The organism is Danxiaibacter flavus, assembly GCF_041060425.1.
In the GTDB taxonomy this organism is placed as follows: Bacteria; Bacteroidota; Bacteroidia; order Chitinophagales; family Chitinophagaceae; genus Danxiaibacter; species Danxiaibacter flavus.
The window spans coordinates 14,097-40,415 of sequence record NZ_JAULBC010000016.1 but is presented as its reverse complement, the minus strand read 5'-3'; the positions used below and the strand labels follow the sequence as shown (position 1 = coordinate 40,415).

Below are 26,319 nucleotides of genomic sequence, written 5' to 3'. Positions count from 1 at the left end.
AAGGCCGAATAGAAGATTCGATCGAAAAAAGCGGCTTAAAAGGCCGCCTTCCATGAATTATAAACAACTTTAGTTCTTATTTCAACGACATTGATTCACTATTCACCATTCACTATTCACTATTCACTATTCACTATTCACCATTCACCATTCACCTTCATCATCTCCCTATCAGCAGCCTCCTGCTCACTATTTCATTAAGTTCATTGGTTACTATTACGTAATAAACGCCCGGCAAATAATTGGCTGTATTCAATGTAACAGCTGCTCTGCCTTTCATCATTATAGCCTTTTGCGATTGCAATAATTTACCGCTTGCATCCCGCAGTTGCACTGTATATTCCGTGTCGCTTCTTCCACTGAATTCCACGGTAGTTTTACTGTTTGCAGGGTTGGGGTAAACAGTTAAGTCAGGCAGCTGCAAAGGATTTCCATTGTCACCGCCAGCTGTTCTTAATGTGGAACCGGTTATTGCAACGGACTTTGTGACAATAGTTGAACTTCCGCATGGGTTAAGTAGTCCTATAGAGATTTTGCCGGCAGTATTTCCCCAGTTCATTGTAATAGTATTAGTTCCCTGGCCCGCAACAATAGAAGTTCCCTGTGGAATCTGCCATCGATAAGTGCGAACTTCATCGACGGGGTTTATACTAAATTGTATGCCCGTTTGTCCGGGGTTCACCAATGACAGGCCGGCTATTGGAGAAGGTTTGTCTGGAATGTTGTTGTAAACTATAATGCCCAGTGATTTACTTGCAACCGGCACAATGGCGCATTGTTCAGCAACATTTAATACACAAAAAACAGAGTCACCGCTTTTAAGTGCGGTGTCAACGTAGCTTGCACTATTCGTTCCTACTTGCATATTGTTTTTGTACCACTGGTAGGACGGCGCATTACCTCCTCCTGATGTGACTGCCGTAAATTTGACTGGGCTACTTTTACAGGCTTCTTTGGTGCTTTGGACTATTTTAATGGTAGGTTTTACTACATCTGTCAATTCACCTACTGTTATTGTGTCTGATGATATTGAAGGTTTATTGTTTACAAAAAGCGTTGCCCATATTTTATCGCCAGGTTTGAGCGACCTGGTGCGGTATTCCCCATTAAAAGGCAACTGAACATTATTTTTAAACCACCTGTAATAAGAATTTGGCGGCCGCCTGATGATCGTCACCTTAAACTTTACTTCTTCGCCCTTGCAGGCTGAGTAAGGCAATGTAGATATTAGTTTAAGGGAAGTAGGTTGGGGCTTGTAAGTAAAGCCGGGCAGACTATCGCTGGCCAGCAGGTTTTTTATGGTTAGATTTCCTGACGAGCCATCGCCCACGATAGCAAAGATGAGCGTAGTTGAGTTAATGGTAAATTCTTTTACGGGCGTGTTACCCAACAGAATCTCTGTGATGCCTCTAAAAGGATATCCACTGATAACAATCGTATCATTTGTGGTCGCTGATTTTGGGAAAAATGAACGAAGCCGGGGCGTATCTGCAGCAGGCACGTTCATTTGGTTTTTTAGGATATACGTTGCAGGTGATTGGTCAAATTCGTTGAAACCAACTGCTATATCCGGTTGACCATCACCGTTCATGTCTTTTATGTCGATTAGCGATGAGAAGGTTCCGTCAGAATATTTAACTGCCGGTGCATAAGATAAGTAAACAAAATTGCTGGTGTTCTTCATTACATAAACAGAATTTTTTACGCCGACAATATCCGAAAGGTTATCACCGTCAACGTCCCTTATTATTAGCGACGGGGCATTAACAGGAAATAACAATTTCATTGGTGTCTCAAAACTGAAATGATCCAACGGGCTTTTATTTTTTAATACTGCGATTGAATCACTCAGGTTATCTGCTACTACAATTTCAGGCAGCCCGTCCAAATCCATATCGCCGGTTTTTGCGTTTGATGATTGTTTCAATCCGGTATAAACGTATTCGCGGGAATTAAAAGAAAGCAGCCCTGGTGTGCCGTCGTTTTTTATGATCTGGACATAAGGAAAATCGAAAAATGTATTTGCAGGGCTAATAACTATATCGGTCTTTCCATCGGCATTCATGTCCGCAAATGCTGTGGGGAAAAGGTTATTGGCAAAAGTAATATTAAAAGGCCGTGCATAAAGGATGTTTTCGTTGGTGCTTTTATTCAATAAAATTTTCACAGAACCATCTTCGGTCATGACAAGATCTTCTTTGCCATCGCCATCCATATCCAAAAACCGGAATAGATTTAGCGGTTGCGGTACATTGATCCTTAACGCGGCATTGAAATTTATATTACCTGGGGTGCTGTTGTTTTTGTAGAACAGCAGGAAAGGCTGGTTAACCGGTGAAATGACTAAATCTGTTTTTCCATCCCTGTCCAGATCATTGAGATGAATTGAATAACTATATTGTTCCGGAAGCCTGATGGTTTGCAGCAAATCAAATCCAAATGTATATCCACTCACATTTCTGTGTAATGAAACTGTTGCAAGGTTGCCGGAGTATGGCATTAACGATCTTGTGTGAATAACAGCCATATCCTGCATGCCATCGCCATCCAGATCGCCGAGAGCAGTATTTGCCGAAGTGTTATCAAGTGGCTCGATCGGATGGAAGCAGCCTGGGGCAATGTATCCCAGTCCACTAAAAAACACCAGGAAACGTTTTTTAGAGTAGCCGGTTAGCCCGTTTGTTGTTACTCTTAAAAAATCAGAGGTGGCACCTGGCAATACTTGTACTGTTAACGAAGTTGTTGAAGCGCTTGTTACTCGTGCGCGTGAACCTCCTATGTAAACTGCATTGGCAGTAGTATCAGGGCTAAAGTTGTTGCCGTTTATAGTTATGAACTTGTTTACATACTCAGTAAAAGGAGTAAAGTTTGTTATAACCGGAGCCTGTCCAGATGCAGACAGTAAGAAGAAACAAGAGGCGATTAAACAAGGTAGTCGTTTTAACGATCCCGCTGCGTGCAAATAAAAATTGCGAATAAAATGCAACAAACAGTTTCGCCGGCGGCTTATGACGGCGCATGGGTAAATAGTGTTGTGTGTCATTTTTATTTGTTTTAGGTTGAATGAGATATTGCTGTGATCTTTTTCTGAAATCACTTAACCATGCAACAATAAAAATGAGAGGCTCGCTTATAAGCGTAATGAAGAGTTAAATTAATCTGGGTAGTGAAATGCCTGGGTTTAAACTGGCTACGTCAATAAATTCTCGCAAAAGATCAGCATTGGTCCAGGTAAAAGCATCTGTTCTTTAAACGTGCCCGCAACTTTATTGCAACAGGTAGCACAAAGTTATAAGGGCTTTATGTCTTTGTCAATAGGCTAAGGTTATGCTTTTATTGCCTGAAGGGTTAAGCTGCAAAAACGAATTTTAAATATCTATAAAAAAGCCGGTCCCGACGGGATCGGCTTCTATAATAATGTTTCGGTGTTTAAGATTACACTTCGCTCAGCCGGGCTTTCCTGCCAGAGCATAAACACAAAAGCCATCCGTTAATAGAGCAGCTTTTGTAATGTGAAGTCGCTCCACCTTTCACCATTCACTATTCACTATTCACTATTCACTTTTTTCGTTGCTCCACCTTTCACTATTCACCACAAAAAAAGCCGCTCCCAAGGGAAACGGCCTTTATAATATAGTTTGGTGTTTCACATTTCACTATTCACTATTCACTTTTGACGACACTAGAATCTTTCCAGCGCAGAGAAGAAGAAATCGCCTTCAATTGCAGCATTTTCATCACTGTCACTTCCGTGAACGGCATTTTCGCCTACAGAAGCAGCAAATTTTTTGCGGATCGTACCTTCTTCTGCGTTTGCAGGGTTGGTAGCACCGATCAGCGTACGGAAATCAGCTACAGCGTTTTCTTTTTCGAGAATGGCAGCAACAATGGTTCCGCTGCTCATAAATTCAACCAGCTCACCGTAGAAAGGTCTTTCTTTGTGAACAGCGTAGAATTCACCGGCTTGTTCTTTGGTAAGTTTTGTCCATTTCATTGCTTTAATGGAGAAACCGGCTTTGATGATCTGGTCCAGGATTGCTCCGGTATAGCCTTTGCCTGTAGCATCAGGTTTAACCATTGTAAAAGTTCTATTGCTCATAGCTTTTATAAAATTTTGCGCGAAAGTACTATATAGAAGTCCTATTTGCTAATATCTCACGCTAAAAAATGTTGAATTATTACCAAAATTGATTTGAATGAATGATGATAAACACTGAATTTTGCCGCCATTCTATGCAATCTATACAACACTTTTTCCCATTGTTGGATCAGCCTCGCAAGGCGGTGATCACCGCTCATCAGAAGCCCGATGGCGATGCGATGGGATCTATGCTGGGATTATACCATTTTTTAGTGCAGCTGGGGCACGACGTAACCGTAATTTCTCCCACAAACTGGGCTAGCTTTCTTAACTGGATGCCCGGAGTGGACAAAGTAATTGATTTTGAAAACAAGCGGGAGCTATCTGTCAATATCATTAACAGTGCAGAGATTATTTATTGTCTGGACTTTAATATATTGCACAGAACCAGGAATATGGAAACATATCTGGAAAAAGCGAAATGCATAAAGGTATTGATCGATCATCATCAACAACCCCAGGAAGAAGTTTTTGATTATGGAATCAGTGATACCGGAAAGAGCTCAACCTGTGAAATGATCTTTGACCTGATTGCTAATTCTGGTCATGATGATAAGATTAATAAAGAAATTGCCACATGTTTGTATACAGGTATCATGACAGATACCGGATCTTTCCGTTTTCCGTCCACAACTGCTTCAGTGCACAAGGCTGTAGCCCGTTTAAAGGAAACCGGTTTCAATCACTCTGTAATTCATGAGAATATCTATGATAATTTTTCTGAATCCAGGCTGAGATTCATCGGAAATGCCTTGTTGTACAAGCTGGATGTGTTGTATGAATACAATACTGCGATGATGGCTATTTCTAAATATGACCTGATTAAGTATGAAATAAAAACAGGCGATACTGAGGGTTTGGTTAATTATTTACTTACTATTGAAGGCATAAAGTTCGGAGCATTGGTGATTGACCGGGATGAGGAGCGTAAGTGGAGCTTCCGGAGCAAAGGTGAATTTGATGTAAATGCCTTTGCCAGAACTCATTTTGAAGGCGGTGGCCATAAAAATGCGGCTGGAGGAAGAAGTGATGAAACACTTGACCAGACAGCAAGAAAATTCAAACAGATTATAAAACAATACGAAAAAGAACTTCAATAAAAATCAGAAACAAAAACATGAAACAACTGTTAACAGCAGCGGGCCTTGCTTTATTATTCAGCGCGTGCTCGGTGAACTATGAAAAAACAAAATCCGGCATTGCTTATAAAATATTCAAAGGCAAAGGTGGAGAGAAATTGAAAGCGGGTGAGTATGTGAAATTCAACGCAGATATCCGTATCATAGAAAGAGATACTACGCTTAATACAACCATGGGTAGAGTTCCTGCCTATGCAATGGTTGATACTTCAAAAAGAACTGAGTACTCTTTCATGGAGATCATTTCCAAATGTTCAGTAGGAGATAGTACAGTATTTATTCTAAGCGTGGACTCTTTGATCAAAAGAAATATGATCAACCCTGCCGATAAATCTTTCAAAAAAGGCGACAGGATCACTTGTAAGATAAAGATCTTAAAGGCTTTCAAATCAGAGCAGGATGTAGAACCTGATTATAAACAGGAGTCTGAGCTGGAAAAAGCACGTGAAATAAAAGAAGTTGAAAAATACCTGGCGGATAAAGGTATTAAAGCTGAAAAAACTAAAAACGGTGCTTTCGTAGAAGTACAGTCAGCCGGGGAAGGTATTAAAGCTGAAACAGGGAAAGAAGCATCTGTTATGTACAGAGGTTACCTGATGACCAACAATAGCAGCGTATTCGATACTAACATGGATTCAACAAAAGGTCACACTGATCCTTACAAAGTACAGGTAGGAACAGGTAGCGTGATCCCTGGTTGGGAAGAAGCTTTACCATATTTTGGCAAAGGTGGTAAAGGACGCATTTTTGTACCTGCAATGTTAGCATACGGTATGCAGGCAAGACCAGAAATTCCTGCATATTCAAACCTGATTTTTGACATTGAAGTGAAGGATGTTAACGCACCGGCACCACCTCCTGCCGCAGCGCCTGCAGTTCCAGGCCTTCCTGGCGGCGGACAAGGTCAGTCACACTAATTAAATTGTTTATAGCAATAAAAGAGCTCTGCAGAAATGCGGGGCTTTTTTTTAGGTATCAGGTTTCAGGTATGAGGCATAAGGCGTGAGGTTTAAGGCATTTGCACATCCGCACATTTGCACATCCGCACATCCGCACATTCGCACATTTGCACATTCGCCCTCATTTTCAATTGAAAAAAACTTTCTCCACAAGCGTCGCAGCTTCCCTTGCCTCCTTCACATCATGAACACGTAAAATGTGCGCTCCGTTCATCAGGCTTATTGTATTTAAAACAGTTGTTCCGTTCAATGCTTCTTCGGGTGTAATGTTGAGTGTTTTGTAAATGGTAGACTTCCTGGAGATACCAATCAACAAAGGCTTTTCTAATATTTTAAATGCACTGAGATTTTTGATCAGTTCAAAATTGTGCGCGTATTTCTTGGCAAAGCCTAAGCCAGGGTCAACAATAACGTCATGGATACCGGCTTTTCTGCAGGTTTCAATTCGTTCAATAAAAAAATCAAGCACTTCCCTTGTAACATTTTCATATGATGCGTACTGTTGCATCGTTTGCGGATCGCCTTTCATGTGCATGCATATATATGGACATTTTAAGGATGCAACAGTATCGAACATAGCTTCATCAAGTATGCCCCCGCTGATGTCATTTACTATGTGGGCGCCGGCCTCAACGGAAAGCTGGGCCACTTTCGCAAAATAAGTATCTACAGAAAGAAATGTTTCGGGAAAATTTTTATGCAAAGCTTCAATAACCGGGATGACCCTGTCGAGTTCCTCATCCGCTCCGGATTGTTCGCTGCCTGGTCTTGTGCTTTGTCCGCCAATATCCAGTATTGCTGCACCTTCACTTAACATGCGTTCGCCCTGCTTTAAAGCCGCGTCAACAGAAGAAGCTCTGCTGGCTGAATAAAAAGAATCAGGTGTAATATTGATGATCCCCATTATGATAGGTTTCTCAATTGTTAATAAACGGCCACGGCAATTAAGTGTAAACATGGTGCGGTTTCCTTATTTTTGGCGATAGTAAACGCGCAAGTTAGTTATAATTGATAATTGAAACTTGATAATTGATAAGGGACAGATGGCAGGTGTTTTATACCTGATTTGTGCGTAGAAGAATAGAGTACTCAGTACCCTGGTTGACATTAATTGATAATTGAAATAATAATTCTTTCGGCAAACAGCTCATAGCTGATAGCTGATAGCTCATAGCTATTCCATGGATACAAATCAACAATACGACGAGTGTATAGATAAATGCCGTGATATTTTTTTGAAGAAAACCCGCGACTACGGAACCTCGTGGAGAGTATTGCGCGCCATTTCCGTTATTGACCAGATCATTATCAAAGCCCTGCGCATACGTACTATCCAGGAGAAAAAAGAACAGAAGGTAGGAGACGATATCCGGTCCGAATTTATTGGTATCGTCAACTATGGTGTTATCGGGTTGATCCAGTTAAAGAAGAACAATTCAGCAGTTGAGGATCTTGATGTAGATACGGTTAGTGCTTTGTATAGTGAGAATGTTCAGCTCGCTAAAGATACCATGTTGGCAAAAAACCACGACTATGGTGAGGCCTGGCGTGAGATGACACAGGAAAGTTTTGCTGATCTTATCCTGGTGAAGTTGTTGCGTGTTCGGCAGATCCTCGCCAATGACGGCAAGACGCTGATCAGTGAAGGTATTGATGCCAATTATATTGATATTATTAATTACGCAGTATTCGCGCTGATTCTGATAAATGAAGGAAAACATGTAGGGTAGGCTGAAGCGCAAACCGGTTGTAACTAAAAGATAAATTCAGATCCATGAAGGTTGTACTAAACATTGCAAGGATATTCGTTGGCGTGTTGTTTATTTTTTCCGGGTTGATAAAAGCCAATGATCCGCTTGGATTAAGCTACAAGATGCAGGAGTTTTTTGAAGTGTGGGGCTGGAGTGCGCTTAACGACTATTCGCTCGTGCTTTCGCTTGTAATGAATGTGTTTGAAGTGGTGGCCGGTATTGCACTGCTGGTAGGCTATCGGATGAAATTGGTTAGCTGGTTATTGTTCCTGCTTATCGTGTTTTTTACTTTCCTTACCGGTTATGCCTTCCTGTCCGGAAAAATTAAAACTTGTGGCTGTTTTGGTGATTGCGTTCCGCTCACCGCTTTCCAGTCTTTCCTGAAAGATCTGATCTTATTTGTACTTACCTTGTTGATCGTCTTTAATTATAAAAAGATCAGACCGGTTTTTTCACCCGGTCCATCAATAGGTATACTTCTTCTAAGCGTTTTTGCCGTTTCATGGATGCAGGAGCATGCGCTCAAACATTTGCCTTTCGTCGATTGTTTGCCTTACAAACAGGGAAATAATATAGCCGAAAAAATGAAAGTTCCGCCGGGCGCAATAGCTGACAGTTCTATCATGAACTTCACATATAAACATAAAGGGCAGCGCGTGGAATTTGATCAGGATCATTTCCCTGATGATTTTGATTCTACCTATGAGTTTGTTGAACGTCATGACAAATTGATAAGGCAGGGAAATGCAACGCCTGCGATTGTCGATTTTGCCTTGCGAAACGATGCCGGAGACGATATTACAGCGCAGGTGTTGGAAACGCCCGGTTATTACATGCTGGTATTTGTAAAGGATTTTGGCAACGCGGGAAAATGGATGAAGGAAGAACATACGCAACTGGTACAGACCTGTCTTTCAAAAAATATTCCGGTCCGCTATATCACATCAGAACCCAAAAAAGCTGCTCACTATTTGGATTCATTGGCTGTAAAGGATCTCCTTATCTGTGATGCTACGGTTATTAAAACGGCAGCAAGAGCCAATCCAACTTATTTTCTGATGAACCAGGCGACAGTCTACCGTAAAATAAGCGGCGCAGATATCAGTAAAATGCAGAAGGCGGTTGGAGAATTGAAGGCCCAATAGGTATCTTTAAACTATGCTGACATTCATAACTAAAAAAATGCTGTACGGACTGCTCGTGTTAGCGGGTGTTATCGTTGTGGTGTTTTTTTTGTTTGTAGGGTTCGGTGATCCTGTAAGACTTGTACTCGGCCAGACGGGTGACAGTGCTACTATAAAAAACATAAGAAAAGAACTCGCACTCGATCAGCCGAAATGGAAACAGTTTTTATTGTATGTAAATGATGTATCTCCGCTCGCTGTTCACTCCAAAGAGGAAATACAGTCAAAACAGCTTCATGGAATTTTTATTGGGGGCGATATAAAATTGGCCATCAAATGGCCATATCTCCGTCGTTCTTATCAAACCAAAAAAAGTGTGACTGAAGTATTGATGGAAGCGCTTCCGGGAACGATGTTACTGGCCTTTACGGCTATGCTGATCTCAACAATATTTGGTATCGGTCTTGGTGTTTTAGCTGCAGTCAAACAGAATACCGTTTGGGACACTTCAGCCATCTTTGCAAGCGTGCTGGGAATTTCTGCGCCGTCCTTTTTTGTCGGGATTATACTGGCTTACGTCTTCGGCTTTGTGTTGAGTAATTATACCGGTCTGCATATGATCGGCAGCTTATATGAAGTCGATCCATTCAATGGAAGGCAACTACAGCTGCGAAACCTCATTTTACCCGCGGTAACACTTGGTATCAGGCCGTTGGCGATCATCACCCAATTGACAAGAAGCGCTATGCTTGATGTGCTTGATCAGGATTATATAAGAACAGCCTACGCAAAAGGATTAAGACGCAAAACTGTTATCTGGAAACATGCATTGCGCAACGCGCTGAATCCGGTTATCACCGCCATCACCGGCTGGTTCGCGGAATTGCTGGCAGGTGCTTTTTTTGTCGAATATATTTTCGGCTGGAAAGGGATAGGAAAAGTTACCGTTGATGCCCTCGAAAAACTCGATTTCCCAGTCGTGATGGGAAGTGTATTGCTGACGGCTACATTCTTTGTGCTGGTAAATATTCTCGCAGATATATTCTATTCAATCGTTGATCCACGCGTTAAGCTTGACTGAGTTGTAAGTTATACGTTGTACGTTATACGTTGATCGGAGCGAAGGGTTTGGTTTCTCGCAACGGTCGCAAAGAAGCAGCGACGCAGTGGGAGTTGTAAGTTATACGTTGTACGTTATACGTTGATCTTAGCGAGGGGTTTCTCGCAACGCTCGCGAAGAAGCAGCGACGCAGTGGGAGTTGTAAGTTATACGTTGTACGTTATACGTTGATTGAAGCGAAGAGTTTCTCGCAACGCTCGCGAAGAAGCGGCGACGCGGTGGAAGTTGTAAGTTATACGTGGTACGTTATACGTTAATCGAAGCGAAGGGTTTCTCGCAACGGTCGCAAAGAGGCAGCGGCGCAGCGAATAGTTTCAGTCTTACTTTTATTCCTTTAGAACTCTTTTGCATTTAGAGACTTAGTGGCTAACAATACCGTGTTTCTTCGTGTCGTCCTGTCTCCGTGGTTCAAAAACTTTGTGCCTCTTTGTGTTCTTCGTGCCTTCGTGTTTCAAAAACGTCGTGTTTCGCCCTGCCACCTGTGTCTCCGTGGTTCAAACCTCTGCTTCCAGTTTAAACTTTTTAGCCAGCCAGCTATCTTTAACCGGTACCAGCCATTTGCTCAGCAAATCAGCCTTCGTCGCCACCAGGTTATTAAAATACAATGTACCAGGAGTAATAAAATTATTCTGCACCGCATACGGTATCTGCTGAAGAGGCAGTAGCTGAATCTTATCCTTTATCACAAAAGCAAGCATTTGCCTGTCAAACATTGTTACGTTGAACTTCTCCTCAATCTCCTTGATCAATCTCACCGAACTGTCAGTACTGCAACCACTTACATAAGTTGCAGATTCGTCCGCCATTAATATTACAAACTGTCCGTATAATAAATTCGCGTAACCTTTTACCGGCGTTCCGTGCGTGTTCCAGCTTTGCAGGAACTTGTTCATCATGCTTTCCAGCTCAAATGCTTCACCCATTGAAAACAACCGGCTGCTCTGGTAGATCCACACCCTGGATGACGCGTCAAAATCTTCCGGAATAAATTCTGCTATATTCGTATTCATAGCGCAAAGATAGCTAAATGTGCAAATGGGTAAATGTGCAAATGTGCGAATGTGCAAGTGAGAGAAGGTGCAAATATGGAAATGCCTAAATGCTCGAACCAATAATTCAATAAAATTTTTTACCTAAATCGCAATGTTTTGCGCCTGGTGCCGGTCAATAATAAAAACCTTGCGATGAAATATGTTATTCTGGCCCTGTCCTTTGTGCTTATACTTTTTTTTACGTCCGGCTGTAAAAAAAGTAATATGACAGAAGCAGAGAAATCCAACAGCATTATCGGGTCATGGGAGTTAAGATCAACAGTAGGAAGCATGCCACTTAAAACCTTTCCCCCGAACAATGGTCATGTTATTCAATTTACAAACGACAGCTATACGGTTTTTGACAGTGGCCAGGCAAAAGAAAAAGGCAATTACGCTTCAACTCCTGACAGTTCTGTAGAGGCCAATGTGTGCCTGGTGATAAAGGAAGGTCAGTTTACAAACAGGATTATTCTAAGCGCCAGTTCAAACCCTTACAAGATCTTCTTCAACCTCGAAGGAAATCAACTCACTTTCCTCTCCGGCTGTTTTGCGCTCGACGCCGGTAATCAAACAGTGTATGAAAGGGTGGGTGAGGACAGGTAAGGTATCAGGTGTCAGGTGTCAGGTATCAGGCATCAGGTATCAGGTATGAAGCGTCAGGAATAAGTCCGGCATTCAAGCGCATTCGCACATCTGCACATTCGCACATTCCCCTCATTTTCCATTGTCAATTTTCAATTCTCCATTCATTCGCACATTTGCACATTTGCACATTTGCACATTCACATGCTTTTCTCAATCAATTCCGCTATATCCAGCACCTGAACGTTGTCTTCTTTTTCGCGGTTTTTTACGCCGTCGGTTAGCATTGTGTTGCAAAACGGACAAGCACTTGCAATAATGTTCGGCTCAAGGGAAAGCGCTTCGTCAGTGCGTTCGAAATTTACTCTTTTGGTTCCTTTTTCTTCCTCCTTGAACATTTGTGCACCTCCGGCGCCGCAACATAATCCGTTAGTGCGGCAGCGTTTCATCTCAACCAGCTCAGCGTCCAATAGTTCCAGAACCTTGCGTGGCGCCTCATAAATATTATTAGCCCGGCCGAGGTAGCAGCTGTCATGATAAGTAATTCGTTTTCCTTTAAAGCTTCCACCTTCCTTCAATACGATTTTTCCGCTGTCGATCAGTTCCTGTAAAAAGGTAGTGTGATGAACAACATCATAATTTCCCCCTAATTCCGGGTATTCATTTTTTAGGATATTAAAGCAGTGAGGACAGGTAGTGACAATCTTTTTTATACCGTAGCCATTTAACACCTGGATATTATTATAAGCCATCATCTGAAAAAGAAATTCGTTGCCGGCGCGGCGGGCAGGGTCGCCCGTGCAGGCTTCTTCTTTGCCAAGTATCGCATATTTAATTCCGGTCTTATTGAGAATACTTGCAAACGCTCTTGTGATCTTTTGCGCCCGCTGATCAAAGCTTCCCGAACATCCTACCCAAAACAGTATTTCAGGCGATTCTCCATTCATCATCATTTCGGCCATACTTGTAGCAATCATATACTTAGCTTTAAAAATTAAAAATAAAGAAAAGCTGTGAGCTATTAGCTTTTAGCTGTGGATGTAAGGTGTAAGGTGTAAGGTATGAGGTGTCAGGTATGAGGTGTAAGGTATGAGGTGTGAGGTATGAGGTGTAAGGCATTCGCACATCCGCACATTTGCACATTCCCTCCATTTTCAATTCTCAATTCTCCATTCTTCTTCTTTGCCAAGTATCGCATATTTAATTCCGGTCTTATTGAGAATACTTGCAAACGCTCTTGTGATCTTTTGCGCACGCTGATCAAAGCTTCCCGAACATCCTACCCAAAACAGTATTTCAGGCGACTCTCCATTCATCATCATTCCGGCCATACTTGTAGCAATCATATACTTAGCTTTAAAAATTAAAAATAAAGAAAAGCTGTGAGCTATTAGCTTTTAGCTGTGGATGTAAGGTGTAAGGTGTAAGGTATGAGGTGTCAGGTATCAGGTGTAAGGTATGAGGTGTAAGGTATGAGTGTGAGGTATGAGGTGTAAGGCATTCGCACATCCGCACATTTGCACATTCCCTCCATTTTCAATTCTCAATTCTCCATTTTCAATTGTATTCTATATTTGCGCCCTATGGCTTTACTGTTTGCAGCTTTTATGGGAATGCTGGTGAGTTTTTTAGGGCAATTGCCGTTGGGGAACATGAGCATTACCGCCACTCAGATCTACGTTCAGGAAAATGCGAGAAACGCCTGGAAATATGCTATTGGTGTGGCGATAGTTGAAGTGATTTATTTACGTCTCTCGCTAAAAGGTGTGGATTGGATTATGCAGCATAAACTGTTCTTTACCGTATTAGGCTGGCTTACTGTTGCCTTATTCCTGGTACTGGGGGTTGCGAGTTTTGTGTCAGCCAACCGGCAGCAGAGCAACAAAAAAGCATTGCTGCTAAACAACAAGATGGATCGTTTTCTGCTGGGGATCAGTATGAGTGCATTAAATCCGGCACAAATCCCGTTCTGGTTTATATGGAGTACTTATCTCCTTGATAATAAAGTTATTCAGCCCGTATCTTCTCAATACGACATGTTTACGGTTGGCGCGGGTTGCGGCACTATCGGAGGCCTGGCTGTTTATATGTATGGCGGCAACTGGCTCATTACAAGAATGAATGCCAGTATGAAAAATCTCAACAAAGCCATGGGCGGCATTTTCATTCTCACTGCTGTTATTCAATTGTATAGAATGGTGAAAGGGTTTTTATAGCAGATATTTTAATGAAAAAACACTGCGCTATTTCAAAATGAAATATATTAGTAACTCGTTTTCGCGACGCGTCTGAACTGCTTCTGAGATTTCTTTTCAGTAATTAGTTACTGAAAAGAATAATTGATGATGCAGCAAGCAACGAGCGGAACGAGATTAATTAATAAATGCTTGCTAATTATGAAACCCATCGTACAAATTTCCCTTGACCTGACCAATATTGATGAGGCGCTGGAAACAGCCGCAATGGCTATGCGCGCAGGTGTAGACTGGCTAGAAGCCGGAACACCACTAATTCTTGCTGAAGGATTACACGGAGTAAGAAGACTTCGTGAAAATTTTCCAAATGTTCCTATAGTTGCTGATCTGAAAACGATGGATGGCGGATACCTCGAAGCCGAAATGATGGCTAAAGCCGGGGCTACACATGTTGTGGTAATGGCCCGTGCCCATGAAGAAACCATTAAATGCGTTGTGAAAGCCGGGCGAGATCACGGTGTAAAAGTAATGGGCGACAACCTGGGTTGTGATGATATGGTTGAAGCAGCAAAATGGCTCGAAGATTTGGGCTGTGATTACATCATTCATCATATCGGGTATGATGAACGGAGGGGGATTGCCGCTGCAGGCAAACGCATGCCCAGCCCACTGGATCAACTCAGAGAAGTTGTAGCTGCAGTAAATATTCCTGTACAGGCTGTCGGAGGACTCTCCCTGGAACAGGCTATTCAGTGTCCCGCATACGGTGCCCCGCTGGTTGTATTGGGCGCCCCGCTTACAATAGACGCTGATGAATTTAAAACCGCTTCCGGCGATCTCGAAAGTTCATTAAGACTCATTTGTGAAAAGATACACGCATATGGCGATGTGGCCGTGAAAAGCCTCGCGTAGCTTAATTGACAATTGAAAGTGGACAATTGAAAATGAGGGAGAGGATTGGAGCGCATATTCGAAATCAGCGACATTGCAAGTAAACGAACAACCATAGTTAAATGGTCTTGGTAAGTTGAAAAAAGAAAACCTGATCAGAACTAGGTACTTTGTACTTCGTAAATCGTACTTACTGCAAGCTGTTAAATGAGAAGCTTGCTCCAATTTTCACTATTCACTATTGACCATTCACTAACACCATTCACTTTATTAACCATTTCCAAACGATAAACAACATGAAATCTGCAGCCGTAGTTAATTATGCTCCTGAAAAAGGCTCTGTAGAAATAAGAGAAATTGATATGCCTGAAATTGGCGATGAAGATGTATTGCTTGAAGTTGCCAATGTAGGCGTTTGTGGCAGTGACCTGCACCAATGGACAGCCGACCATAGCTGGCCCGTAAATTACCCGGTTGTATTGGGCCACGAATTCGGTGGTCATATAGCAGCAACCGGTAGCCTTGTAAAAGGATGGAAAGAGGGCGACAGGGTGGTAAGTGAAACTGCCGCTGTTATTGATGTCAACAATCCCATGTCAAGACGTGGAATGTACAATCTTGATCCTACACGTAAGGGGTTTGGTTATGGCGTGAATGGCGCTATGACCCGTTTTGTACGTGTGCCTGCGCGTTGCCTTCATCATATTCCTGATCAACTGGCATTTGAACAGGCCTGCCTTACTGAACCATGCTGCGTTGCGTTTAACGCTGTTGTAGAGAATAGCCGCATTAAGCCGGGGGACAGGGTGATTGTACTGGGTCCAGGCACCATAGGAATTCTTTGCGCTGCCGTCGCAAGACTATGCGGTGCCGAAGTTGCCGTTGTTGGGCTAGAAGCTGACCGTCACAGATTAAATATTGCAAAAGAATATGGATGTGAAGTGATTGTAGGCGATGCAACGGCATGGGCGCTGCAACGCGATGGCCTTGGTGCAGATTGCATCATCGACGCCGCAGGTACAAGCATTACACTTAAAATAGCCATGCAACTCGTGCGTCCTGCGGGACATATCACCAAAGTTGGATGGGGACCTCAGCCACTTGGTTTTTCAATTGATCCACTGGTGCAAAAGAATGTGACATTGCAGGGTAGCTTTAGCCACAACTGGCCGGTATGGGAACGTGTAATTGCCTTGTTGGCGAGCGGACAACTAAACGTAAAGCCGATAATCGGCGGCGTATGGCCGGTTACCGAATGGCATGAAGCATTCGAAAAAATGCACAAGGGAGAAGTGGTGAAAAGTGTGCTGAAACCGGTTAGTTAATTGAAAATTGATAATGGAAAATTGAAAATGGAGGTGGGTTGAATGTGCGAATGTGTAAATATGCAAATGTGCAAATGCATTTAGCCTGATACCTGACACCTGAAACCTATTACACATGCGCTTACAAAATAAAGTAATCATAGTTACCGGCAGTACAACCGGTATAGGAAAAGCCATTGCTATAAGATGTGTTGAAGAAGGAGCAAAGGTGGTTTTGAACGGGCTGGAAAAAGATCTTGGTGAAGAAGTGTTGAACATAGTAGGAAAACAAAATGCAGTTTTGCATATTGAAGACCTTGCCGCTGATGGAGCTATAACTCGTCTTGTTAATCTTGCAATCACACACTTCGGCAAGCTGGACGCCGTTGTGAATAATGCAGCCATTGTTGCTTCATCCAATCTTTACACAACTGACAAAGATTTTTTACGAAAACTGCTTGAAGTAAATACAATAGCACCCTTTACACTGATTAAAGAAGCATTGCCACATCTTGAAAAACAGCACGGCTGTGTGCTAAATATCGGCTCGGTGAATGCCTATAGTGGTGAGCCAAATCTGCTGGCTTATAGCATGTCCAAAGGAGCTCTGATGACGATGACGCGGAACCTCGGCGATACACTGAATCGTGAGAACAATGTTCGCGTCAACCAGATCAATCCCGGATGGGTCTTAACAGAAAATGAAGCCATCCGTAAACGCGAGCATGGGTTGGCGGATGACTGGTACAAAGAGATCCCATCAGTATACGCACCTTCTGGACGTATATTATGGCCAAAAGAGATTGCAGCGGCTGCTGTTTACTGGTTGTCCGACGAAAGTGGTCCTGTTAGTGGACAGGTAGTAGATATCGAACAACACCCGTTTATTGGCCGCAATCCGCCAAAGAATTCGCAAACAATGAAAGAGCCAACCTGATTAGAAAGTCAAAAGTAAAAAATCAAAAGTCAAAAAGGTGTGGCAGCGCTTTGTGCTATGATTTGAGAATTTCAGTACATAGTTAACCTGACCAAAACTGAACTTTTGAATTTTTACTTTTGAATTTTGACTTTAATTGGAACGCTTTCAAATTAATTAAAAACATAAAACATATACCCCAATGCCAAAATTGGCTGCATTTCCCAAAGCCTTTATGCAGGCGCTTTGCAAAGATGGAACGATGAAAGTATCCGAATGGATTGAACTTGCCTCAAAACTCGATATCGATGGTCTTGAATGGTATGCAGGATTTATTGAAATGGCCGATCGATCCAATTGGTCCGTCTTTAGAAAACAGGTAGAAGACAAGGGCAAGCAAATTCCCATGATGTGCTGTTCTCCTGATTTTACACATCCTGACAAAGCATTCAGGGATAAAGAAATTCAAAAACAGAAAGGATGGATCGACATGACATATGAGCTTGGCGGATCTTACTGCCGGGTGTTATCTGGTCAGCGGAGGCCTGAGCTGACGATTGAGGAAGGTGTTAAACTCGCTGCTGATTGTATACATGAATGTTTGCCTTACGCGCGCGAAAGAAACATTACATTGATCCTGGAGAACCACTACAAAGATGATTTTTGGGAGTATCCTGAGTTCGCCCAGAAAATGGATGTGTTCGGTATGTTGGTTGACAGCATTCATGATCCCAATTTTGGTGTGAACTATGATCCCAGCAATACGTATCTCGCCGGTGAAGATCCGCTCGAACTCCTCAGGAAAGTTTCCCATCGGGTGGTCACTATGCATGCCAGCGACAGGTATTTGAAGGAAGGAACAATTGAGGATCTTCGAAAAGAAGAAGGCGGCGCAGCCGGATATGCCAAAAGATTAAGCCACGGAGAAATCGGCAAAGGCCTGAATGATTACGATGCTATTTTTTCAGAACTCAAGCGGGTAGGCTTCGATAACTGGATCAGCATAGAAGATGGAGTTGACGGCATGGCTCAGCTGGAAAGAAGTGTAGCCTTTTTACGAAGGAAGATTAATGAGCACTGGCCGCAATAATTTGGTACAAAATTCCTCAGCCTGTGGATTGATGTTGTGATATCAGGAAATTAATTTCCCGAGGTATATTGTTAATCAAGTGTAAAAGCGATTGGCTTGGCAATTGCTACTTAGTGGTTGTGGCTAATCAAAAACAAAATACCGAGATGGAAACTTCAAAATATCAGAAAAACATGATTTCTCCGAAAGAGGAAGAACTAAAAGTGCAAAAGAAACCAGGCGAAGGAGATAAGATCTTCGATAAAGAAAAGAGACGTTTCAAAAAAGGTATTACCAAGAGGTAATTTTTTGTTGAGTATAACATTGAGTTAGTTGGTTTTTACAGGTTCTGCAGTAAGTGCGGGACCTGTTTTTGTTTAATGGAGAATTGAAAGTTGACAATTGAAAATGACAGTGTAAATGTGCAAATGCGTGACATGACGTGCAGATGTGCAATGTTGAAACGGCTATGTTTTGCCTGTCGTCTTTTCATGAACATACCCTTCACTTACATTGTATTCCAAAATCCATTTTCCATGTCTATATTTTCCGGCTAACGGCTAATAGCTCATGGCTGATAGCTGATCGCTGAAACCTGAAACCTCCTCCCCCTTGCGTTGTTATTCAAAAAGTCATAACTTTTAGAACGAATTAAAATTTCTTTTCTCTGTATTATTAAAAAAGAACGGAAATGAAATTATTACGACCAACGCTGCTTGTTATTGCTGCCATTTGTTTCAACATTTTTTTTTGTAAGGCATCCCCCGTTAGTGATCATCCGACATTGGCGCTGGGTGCATCTGCGCCTGATTTTAATTTGAAAGGTGTAGATGGTAAAATGTATTCACTCGCTTCTTTTAAAGACGCCAATGTGCTGGTGATAGTTTTTACCTGTAATCATTGTCCTACTGCCCAGGCTTATGAAGAACGCATAAAAAGTATTGCTGCAGATTATAAAAATAAAGGGGTCTCACTTGTGGCAATCATGCCTAACGATCCCGCATCTGTGCAATTAAGTGAACTTGGTTATACAGATCTGAGTGATTCTTATGAAGAAATGCAAATACGGGCGAAAGAAAAACAATTCAATTTTCCCTATCTGTATGATGGTAATGAAGAGGCTGCCGCCAACGCATACGGCCCTGTAGCAACGCCGCATGTTTTTATTTTCGATAAGGAAAGAAAACTTCGTTACCAGGGCCGCATAGACGACGTTGAAAAGCCCGGGAAAAAGGTTAACAATACAGATGCCCGCAATGCCATCGACGCATTGCTGGGCAAACAGGAAGTGCCGGTAAAATCAACCAAGGTGTTCGGTTGTTCTGTTAAGTGGAAAGAGAAGGAAGATTTGAATAAAAAAGCAGCAGAAGGCTGGGCAAAAGAACCGGTAAAGCTGGAAATGATTGATGAAGCAGGGATAAAGGATCTTCTTAAAAATAATTCGGACAAACTTCGCCTGATTAATGTTTGGGCAACATGGTGCGGTCCGTGTGTATCTGAATACCCTGATTTTATGACGATAAACAGGATGTACCGTGGACGTGACTTTGAATTCATAAGCATTAGCGCAGACGATCCCGCTAAAAAAGACAAAGCACTAAAATTTCTGCAAAAACAACAATCTTCGTCTTCCAATTATATATTCAGCATAGATGATAAATACAAACTAATTGAGGCAATTGACCCCAACTGGCAAGGCGCATTGCCTTACACAATTCTTGTTGAGCCGGGCGGTAAAATTGTCTATGCAAAACAAGGAGCTATAGACGTTCCAGAAATGAAAAAAAGGATAGTTGAAAACCACCTGATTGGCAGGTACTATTAAGTCAACAGGTTTGTGTTTACATGTGGTTAATGTTTCATAATGTTTAACAGGTTTAAAAGGGTTTGTAATTAACTTCGCACATGCGGAAAAGGTCTCTGGAAAGATTTACTTTCCGCAACTTAAATACATGATTAACGCGATTATGTGAACAGGTTTATAGGGTTGGTTGTTAATCATTGTATCACCTTAAACGTAATTGTGTGAACGAAAAATTTTCACCCTGGGAAATCATAGAAAATGCCAAGCATGCCGAAGCTGAAGGTGGCCTTACGGAAGCTGCACGACTATACGAAGAGGCGATAAAACAGTCACCGCTCAATGATTTTCCCTACAGCCGGCTGATGATCATTTACAGAAAGCTTCACCAGTATCGCGATGAGCTGCGTGTTATTAACACCGGTATAAAATCGTTTGAAGAAGATTATCTTTCAAAAAAACACGCCATCGCAGCCAATAAAAAAATCACCCGTATAAGCAGGGCTATCATGGAGCGTATGGGCCTTGTCACAAATCTGAATAAACAGGTATTGCAACTTGAGCCTATAGCAACGTGGCGAAAGCGTAAAGCCATTGTGGCGCGAAAAGTAAAAAGGGGTAAATAGCTGTGGGGATTATCGTCCATTGCCGGCAGGCTTAATTATTAGAGAAACGATGTCTTAAACATTATTTAATACCTTGCCTGCCCTGGCATTAGTATTTTGGTGGTCAATTTACCAGCATGAAAAAATTTCTTTTGCCAATCCTTGGCTTATTTTTTATCAATACAGTACCCGCTCAGAAATCACTGTTCCCGGAAATAAATCACCGTGTTGTTGTAATAGCTCACCGGGGCAACCACCAGCATGTGCCGGAAAACACACTGGCTTCTTTTGAGCAGGCTATTGCCTGCCATGCAGATTTTGTGGAAATGGACCTGCGTACAACAAAAGACGGAAAAATGGTGATTATGCATGATGCAACTGTAAACAGGACGACCAATGGCAGTGGAAAAGTGAGTGACCTTACTTATAATGAATTAATGCAACTTACCGTTCGCCCGGCCTCTGCCTCCGATACGGGTCATTATAAGATTCCTTTGTTTGAAGATGCGTTGCGAATATGTACAGGAAAGATTCATATATACCTTGATTTTAAAGATGCAAATGTTGTGCAGGCTTATGATCTTATTAAAGCCGCAGGAATGGAAAAACAAATCGTTGTTTACCTTAATAAGGAAGAGCAATATTCCCAATGGAAAAGTGCTGCCCCGCAAATGCCGCTGATGGCCAGCATTCCCGAAAATATCAAAACAGAAGAGGCGTTAAATACCTTTCTCAAAAAGACACCGGTTGAATTTACAGACAGCGCTGATCCCGCCATGATTCCATTTCTGAATAAACGTCACGTTGCAGTTTGGCTGGATATCCAGGGGAATGATGAAGGGCCTGCGAAATGGAATGACGCATTGAAAATGGGAGTCCAGGGACTACAATCAGATCATCCCGAAGACCTGGTGAAATTTTTGCATCAAAATTGAAAGTCAGCGTTGCCTGATTATTGACGCAACGCCAAGAGAACTTTTTTCTCGTTTTGAGAGTTTTATTCTCAATTTGAAACTTTAATAAAAGAAAACCGGTTTTGTAAATCTTTGCTTGTCAGGCGCTAAGCTTTTTGGCACTGTCATTGCCAATACATGTTCGGTTTTTCATAGGATATTGGATTTAATGTAGGGGCAGGATTTCTATCCAGCCCTTAATTTTTTCTACTATTTGTAGCTCATGTTTTTCTCCTTCGTCAATGGTTCTCCGTTATTTAGGAAGATCGTCGATTTTCTTTTCATTATCGGTTGCTGTTTTGATCCGTTCTATCGAATAAAGTGGGATATTTACATATTGAAAGCCAATGGCTTCTCTTTCCTTAGTGCGGCAGAAATGATTGAACCAGACAGAATGTTTATGTCATCAAAAACGGTCGTATGGATGTTGAAATCTTATCCAGGATACAGTTCGCGTTTACCATCTCCTTCCACTATATTTATCCCCCTCTTAGTATTGGCCTTGGGCTGAACATGGTGTTGATGGAAGGCATGTTTCTTAAAACCGGTAACCCATTATTCGAAAAGCAGACCCGGTTTTTCACAAAAATTTTTGCGTTGATCTTTGGTGTTGGTGTGGCAACAGGTATTGTAATGGAGTTTGAATTCGGCACCAACTGGGCAACTTATTCAAAATACGTTGGAGATGTGTTTGGAAGTGCCCTTGCCGCTGAAGGGATCTTTGCTTTTGCATTGGAGAGCGGATTTCTCGGCATATTGTTGTTTGGATGGAACAAAGTATCCCCCAAAGTTCATTTTTTCTCAACAATAATGGTTACGCTCGGCTCCATGTTTTCTGCCATTTGGATTGTCGTCGCCAATAGCTGGCAGCAAACCCCCGCCGGCTATCATATAGTAGGGCAGGGGCTGGAAGCCAGAGCTGAGATCACCGATTTCTGGGCAATGGTATTCAATCCGTCATCTGTAGAAAGAGTGATTCATGTTTGGATTGGTGCGTTCCTGGCGGGTTCGTTCCTGGTGATGAGCATTGCGGCATATTACATTATCAAAGGGCGGCATCTTGAATTCGCCAAAAGATCATTTGTTATAGGAATGAGCGTGGGTCTATTATCAGCATACGCACAATTGTTCAGTGGACATAAAGCAGCAGACGTTGTTGCCGATTATCAACCTGCAAAGCTGGCGGCGATGGAAGGGCATTTTGATAGCAGTTCGCGGGCAGATATGTATTTATTTGGTTACATAAACACCCGCGATGAAAAAACACACGGTGTGGCTATTCCCGGTGGATTAAGCTTTCTTACGCACGGTGACTTCAACGCTCCCGTAAAAGGATTAAAAGCATTTAAGCCGGAAGACCGGCCTGGCTCATTGAATATCGTATTTCAATCATATCATATAATGATTGCCGTAGGAATCGCTATGATCGTTCTGACAACATGGGCATTCATACTTTATCGTCGCAAGAAACTTTTCGAAAAGAAATGGCTGATGCATGTTTTTATGTGGAGTGTTTTGCTGCCACAAATAGGCAACCAGGTAGGATGGTATACCGCGGAAACAGGCCGGCAGCCCTGGGTAGTTTACGGCTTGTTGAGGACCAGTGACGCGTTGTCTGCTTCCGTCAAGGCCAGCCAGGTAGTATTTTCACTCATTCTCTTTACTTTGGTGTATGCGCTGTTGTTTATATTGTTTCTTTATCTTCTGAATAAGAAGATTCAGCATGGTCCGGAAGGACTCGCAGAAGAAATGCACAGTCCACATTTGGAAGAAATTGCTGAAAATTTTGAAAAACACCGTTTGTGATGGACGATGTAGGATGTAAGATGTACGATGTATGGTGCAGGATGTATGATTTAAGTACGAATTACGAAGTACGCGGGTGTAACATGTTGATTTTATTTTGGAGCTGTTACAGTTAGGAAGGTTGATAAAAGATTTTAAATTTCAAATCTCAAATCCCCAATCGCCCATGGCAACTTTTTTAGGAATAGATTACGCAACCTGGTGGTATCTTGTTATAGGTGCATGTTTTACGGGATATGCAATCCTGGACGGCTTTGATCTTGGGGCCGGTGCGGTGCATTTATTTTTAAAGAAGGAGGAAAGCAGAAGGATTGCGCTAAATGCCATTGGACCAATTTGGGACGGTAATGAAGTGTGGCTGGTAATTGGCGGCGGAGCTTTGTTTGCGGGATTTCCGAAGGTATATGCGTCTGTTTTCTCTGCTTTTTACATTCCGTTTTATTTGTTCCTGGTAGCACTGATCTTCCGGGCTATTTCTATAGAGTTCCGGAGTAAAGAACCCATGATCTGGTGGCGTAAAATGTGGGATATCAGCTACAGTGTTTCCAGCATGCTTATTGCTTTTGCGCTTGGTCTTGTGTTGGGGAATGTACTTATCGGGCTTGCAATTGATAGGGAAGGTAATTATACAGGCTCCACGTGGGATTTTGTAAATCCTTATTCGTTGCTTGTAGGTGCTACAACACTCGCACTGTTTATGATGCATGGTGCCATTTACCTGGTAATGAAGACGGAGAAAAGATTGTACACGAGACTTACGATCATCGTTAAAAATACAACCATCACATTTGCTATTACCATTTTATTGTTGAGTTTTTACACGCTCCTGTACGTACCACATCTTTCGCATCGCATTAAAGAAAATTCGTGGTTGTTTTTTGTGCCGGTGGCTATGGTGCTTGCTATCGCTAATATTACAAGAAATATCTCGCGACAAAAATACCGTTATGCATTTCTGTCGTCATCAGTTGTTATAAGTCTTCTGCTGATCATTATTGCGGTAGAGTTGTATCCCAATTTGGTCATATCAACAATCGATCCCGCGTACGATCTAACGGTCAGAAACGCTTCATCCTCAGAAAAAAGCCTCGGCGTAATGCTAACCGTTGCGGCAATCGGGGTACCGTTAGTAGCCATCTATACAACCTTTGTTTTCTGGACCTTCAAAGGCAAGGTAAAACTCGATGAAATGAGTTACTAGCCATCTTACTGTCTTACTGTCTTACGGTCTTACTTTCTTACGCGTCTTACATGTCTTTATGCTAACCGTAGCGGCAATAGGGGTGCCGTTAGTAGCCATCTACACAACCTTTGTTTTCTGGACCTCCAAAGGCAAGGTAAACTCGATGAAATGAGCTACTAGCATCTTACTATCTTACTGTCTTACGGTCTTACTTTCTTACGCGTCTTACATGTCTTTATGCTAACCGTTGCGGCAATAGGGGTACCGTTAGTAGCCATCTATACAACCTTTGTTTTTGGACCTTCAAAGGCAAGGTAAAACTCGATGAAATGAGGTACTAGCCATCTTACTGTCTTACTGTCTTACGATCTTACCATCTTTTTCTTATCTTACGTACATACTTATCTGCTTATGTCTTCTTCCCCGTCACTTAAACGAGTACTTAAGCCTGCGCATCTGTGGGCCATTGCGGTTGGACTGGTAATTTCAGGCGAATATTTTGGATGGAACTACGGATGGGGCGTCGCAGGCACCATCGGGTTCCTGATCGCAACACTCATTGTTACAGTGCTATACGTAACGTTTATTTTCAGTTTTACAGAATTAACCACATCCATACCGCACGCTGGCGGTCCATTTGCATATGCACGCAAAGCGTTTGGTCCCCTGGGCGGCGTGATAGCCGGTTATGCAACGTTGGTGGAGTTTGTGTTTGCGCCGCCTGCAATTGCTTTTGCACTGGGCAGTTATGTACATTTTCTGTATCCTGCCATTGCCGTAAAATATACAGCAGTCGGTTGCTATGTATTGTTTACGCTGATTAACATGCTTGGTATTAAAGAATCGGCAGTTTTTACACTCATCGTAACTGTACTGGCCGTGGCGGAGTTGCTAATGTTTATGGGTATAGTGGCACCCCATTTCAGCCTGGAGAAATTTACAGCCAATAACGATCATTATGGAATAGGTGGAATATTTGCTGCTTTGCCATTTGCAGTATGGTTGTACCTGGGTATTGAAGGTGTGGCAATGGTAGCAGAAGAAGTACACGATCCGCAACGGAATATTCCAAAAGGATATATCTGGGGAATTGCAACGTTGGTACTGCTGGCATTGGGAGTGATGATCTTCAGCGGCGGTATAACTGACTGGAGGCAACTCAGCGCGATGGATTACCCGTTGCCGGAGTCGATCAGTATTGTGCTAGGAAAGACCAATAGCTGGACGAAATTTTTTGCAGGCATAGGTTTGTTTGGATTGATCGCTTCTTTTCATGGCCTGATCATTGGTTATTCACGGCAAATATTTGCTTTGGCGAGAAGTGGCTTTTTGCCGGGTGCACTCGCAAAAGTGAGCAAGCGGTTCCGTACGCCGGACAGGGCTTTGATTGCCGGGGGAATTGCCGGCTTAATATCTATTTTTACAGGCACAACAGATAAGGTAATTATTCTTTCAGCCCTTGGTGCGGTGTTTATGTATTGCATTAGTATGGTAAGCCTGCTCGTTTGGAAAAAGAAGCAGACCGTTGCCTCTGAAAGTTTTAAAACACCTTTGTATCCTTACTTTCCCATCCTGGCTTTAGTTCTGTCAGTCATTTGCCTGATCGCAATTATCTGGTATAATTTGCTGCTAAGCCTGATTTTCTTTACCGGTCTAGCAATAGTTATTATGATCTTTGTATTGATGGGAAAGCACCAGGACGAAATAACCGACGAAATGCTTGTTGAAGAAATAATGGCTTAAAAC

24 protein-coding genes are annotated in these 26,319 nt (G+C 42.4%); 18 read left to right on the top strand and 6 right to left on the bottom strand.

The genetic code is table 11. The features are described 5' to 3' along the window. Window positions 1-160 precede the first annotated feature (160 nt). Together QTN47_RS27780 and QTN47_RS27775 are read right to left on the bottom strand one after the other, a co-directional pair. Window positions 161-3,043 (bottom strand): FG-GAP-like repeat-containing protein, encoded by a 2,883-nt coding sequence (locus QTN47_RS27780; RefSeq protein ID WP_369332733.1) that lies wholly within the window; start codon window positions 3,041-3,043, stop codon window positions 161-163. A gap of 639 nt (window positions 3,044-3,682) precedes the next feature. Next, window positions 3,683-4,099 (bottom strand): nucleoside-diphosphate kinase, encoded by a 417-nt coding sequence (locus tag QTN47_RS27775; protein WP_369332732.1) that lies wholly within the window; start codon window positions 4,097-4,099, stop codon window positions 3,683-3,685. Window positions 4,100-4,233: 134 nt separating this feature from the next. Between QTN47_RS27775 and QTN47_RS27770 the strand changes: the two genes are divergently transcribed. Next, window positions 4,234-5,241: a DHH family phosphoesterase gene (locus QTN47_RS27770; protein WP_369332731.1), complete on the top strand. Its 1,008-nt coding sequence runs from the start codon at window positions 4,234-4,236 to the stop codon at window positions 5,239-5,241. A gap of 17 nt (window positions 5,242-5,258) precedes the next feature. Further along, on the top strand, window positions 5,259-6,197 hold the full coding sequence (locus QTN47_RS27765) for an FKBP-type peptidyl-prolyl cis-trans isomerase (protein WP_369332730.1): 939 nt from the start codon (window positions 5,259-5,261) through the stop codon (window positions 6,195-6,197). A gap of 169 nt (window positions 6,198-6,366) precedes the next feature. Here QTN47_RS27765 and folP read toward each other — a convergent pair whose 3' ends face one another. Continuing rightward, entirely contained in the window at window positions 6,367-7,197 is an 831-nt protein-coding gene (gene folP / locus QTN47_RS27760) for a dihydropteroate synthase (RefSeq protein WP_369332729.1), read from the bottom strand. A 223-nt stretch (window positions 7,198-7,420) separates the two neighbouring features. On the opposite strand from folP, the gene QTN47_RS27755 reads away from it, so the two are divergent. The 3 genes from QTN47_RS27755 to QTN47_RS27745 are packed head-to-tail and all read left to right on the top strand — an operon-like array spanning window position 7,421 to window position 10,195. After that, window positions 7,421-7,969 (top strand): DUF1599 domain-containing protein, encoded by a 549-nt coding sequence (locus tag QTN47_RS27755; protein ID WP_369332728.1) that lies wholly within the window; start codon window positions 7,421-7,423, stop codon window positions 7,967-7,969. A 44-nt stretch (window positions 7,970-8,013) separates the two neighbouring features. Continuing rightward, window positions 8,014-9,135: a BT_3928 family protein gene (locus tag QTN47_RS27750; RefSeq protein ID WP_369332727.1), complete on the top strand. Its 1,122-nt coding sequence runs from the start codon at window positions 8,014-8,016 to the stop codon at window positions 9,133-9,135. Window positions 9,136-9,148: 13 nt separating this feature from the next. Beyond that, window positions 9,149-10,195, top strand: coding sequence for an ABC transporter permease (locus QTN47_RS27745; RefSeq protein ID WP_369332726.1), 1,047 nt, complete (start codon window positions 9,149-9,151; stop codon window positions 10,193-10,195). A 533-nt stretch (window positions 10,196-10,728) separates the two neighbouring features. Here the strand turns inward: QTN47_RS27745 and QTN47_RS27740 are convergent. Then, window positions 10,729-11,244 carry a hypothetical protein gene (locus tag QTN47_RS27740; RefSeq protein ID WP_369332725.1) on the bottom strand — a complete coding sequence of 172 codons (516 nt, stop codon included), beginning with the start codon at window positions 11,242-11,244 and terminating at the stop codon, window positions 10,729-10,731. Window positions 11,245-11,490: 246 nt separating this feature from the next. Here QTN47_RS27740 and QTN47_RS27735 point away from each other — a divergent pair, with 246 nt between their 5' ends. Then, window positions 11,491-11,871 carry a hypothetical protein gene (locus QTN47_RS27735; RefSeq protein ID WP_369332724.1) on the top strand — a complete coding sequence of 127 codons (381 nt, stop codon included), beginning with the start codon at window positions 11,491-11,493 and terminating at the stop codon, window positions 11,869-11,871. Window positions 11,872-12,050: 179 nt separating this feature from the next. Here QTN47_RS27735 and QTN47_RS27730 read toward each other — a convergent pair whose 3' ends face one another. Then, the gene (locus QTN47_RS27730) at window positions 12,051-12,827 is read right to left on the bottom strand and encodes a (Fe-S)-binding protein (protein WP_369332723.1); all 777 of its coding nucleotides are present in this window, start codon (window positions 12,825-12,827) and stop codon (window positions 12,051-12,053) included. A gap of 177 nt (window positions 12,828-13,004) precedes the next feature. Further along, entirely contained in the window at window positions 13,005-13,196 is a 192-nt protein-coding gene (locus QTN47_RS27725; RefSeq protein WP_369332722.1) for a hypothetical protein, read from the bottom strand. 237 nt (window positions 13,197-13,433) lie between these two features. Between QTN47_RS27725 and QTN47_RS27720 the strand changes: the two genes are divergently transcribed. The 12 genes from QTN47_RS27720 to eat all read left to right on the top strand — a co-directional run bounded on the left by QTN47_RS27720 (window position 13,434) and on the right by eat (window position 26,316). Further along, window positions 13,434-14,066, top strand: coding sequence for a LysE family transporter (locus tag QTN47_RS27720; protein ID WP_369332721.1), 633 nt, complete (start codon window positions 13,434-13,436; stop codon window positions 14,064-14,066). 180 nt (window positions 14,067-14,246) lie between these two features. Further along, complete coding sequence (locus QTN47_RS27715; RefSeq protein WP_369332720.1) at window positions 14,247-14,957, top strand: orotidine 5'-phosphate decarboxylase / HUMPS family protein; 711 nt, start codon at window positions 14,247-14,249, stop codon at window positions 14,955-14,957. 275 nt (window positions 14,958-15,232) lie between these two features. Further along, window positions 15,233-16,261, top strand: coding sequence for a zinc-binding dehydrogenase (locus QTN47_RS27710; protein ID WP_369332719.1), 1,029 nt, complete (start codon window positions 15,233-15,235; stop codon window positions 16,259-16,261). 115 nt (window positions 16,262-16,376) lie between these two features. Continuing rightward, window positions 16,377-17,177, top strand: coding sequence for an SDR family oxidoreductase (locus tag QTN47_RS27705; protein ID WP_369332718.1), 801 nt, complete (start codon window positions 16,377-16,379; stop codon window positions 17,175-17,177). A gap of 181 nt (window positions 17,178-17,358) precedes the next feature. Continuing rightward, window positions 17,359-18,246 (top strand): sugar phosphate isomerase/epimerase family protein, encoded by an 888-nt coding sequence (locus QTN47_RS27700; protein ID WP_369332717.1) that lies wholly within the window; start codon window positions 17,359-17,361, stop codon window positions 18,244-18,246. Window positions 18,247-18,392: 146 nt separating this feature from the next. Further along, window positions 18,393-18,530, top strand: a complete 138-nt coding sequence (locus QTN47_RS27695; protein ID WP_369332716.1) for a hypothetical protein — start codon at window positions 18,393-18,395, stop codon at window positions 18,528-18,530. Between the two features lie 386 nt (window positions 18,531-18,916). After that, entirely contained in the window at window positions 18,917-20,050 is a 1,134-nt protein-coding gene (locus QTN47_RS27690) for a redoxin family protein (protein WP_369332715.1), read from the top strand. A gap of 200 nt (window positions 20,051-20,250) precedes the next feature. Further along, window positions 20,251-20,652 (top strand): hypothetical protein, encoded by a 402-nt coding sequence (locus QTN47_RS27685; protein ID WP_369332714.1) that lies wholly within the window; start codon window positions 20,251-20,253, stop codon window positions 20,650-20,652. 116 nt (window positions 20,653-20,768) lie between these two features. Beyond that, the gene (locus QTN47_RS27680; RefSeq protein WP_369332713.1) at window positions 20,769-21,566 is read left to right on the top strand and encodes a glycerophosphodiester phosphodiesterase family protein; all 798 of its coding nucleotides are present in this window, start codon (window positions 20,769-20,771) and stop codon (window positions 21,564-21,566) included. Window positions 21,567-22,004: 438 nt separating this feature from the next. Further along, entirely contained in the window at window positions 22,005-23,390 is a 1,386-nt protein-coding gene (locus QTN47_RS27675) for a cytochrome ubiquinol oxidase subunit I (protein ID WP_369332712.1), read from the top strand. A gap of 166 nt (window positions 23,391-23,556) precedes the next feature. Then, the gene (gene cydB, locus QTN47_RS27670) at window positions 23,557-24,591 is read left to right on the top strand and encodes a cytochrome d ubiquinol oxidase subunit II (RefSeq protein ID WP_369332711.1); all 1,035 of its coding nucleotides are present in this window, start codon (window positions 23,557-23,559) and stop codon (window positions 24,589-24,591) included. Window positions 24,592-24,984: 393 nt separating this feature from the next. Then, entirely contained in the window at window positions 24,985-26,316 is a 1,332-nt protein-coding gene (gene eat, locus QTN47_RS27665; protein ID WP_369332710.1) for an ethanolamine permease, read from the top strand. Window positions 26,317-26,319: the final 3 nt, after the last annotated feature.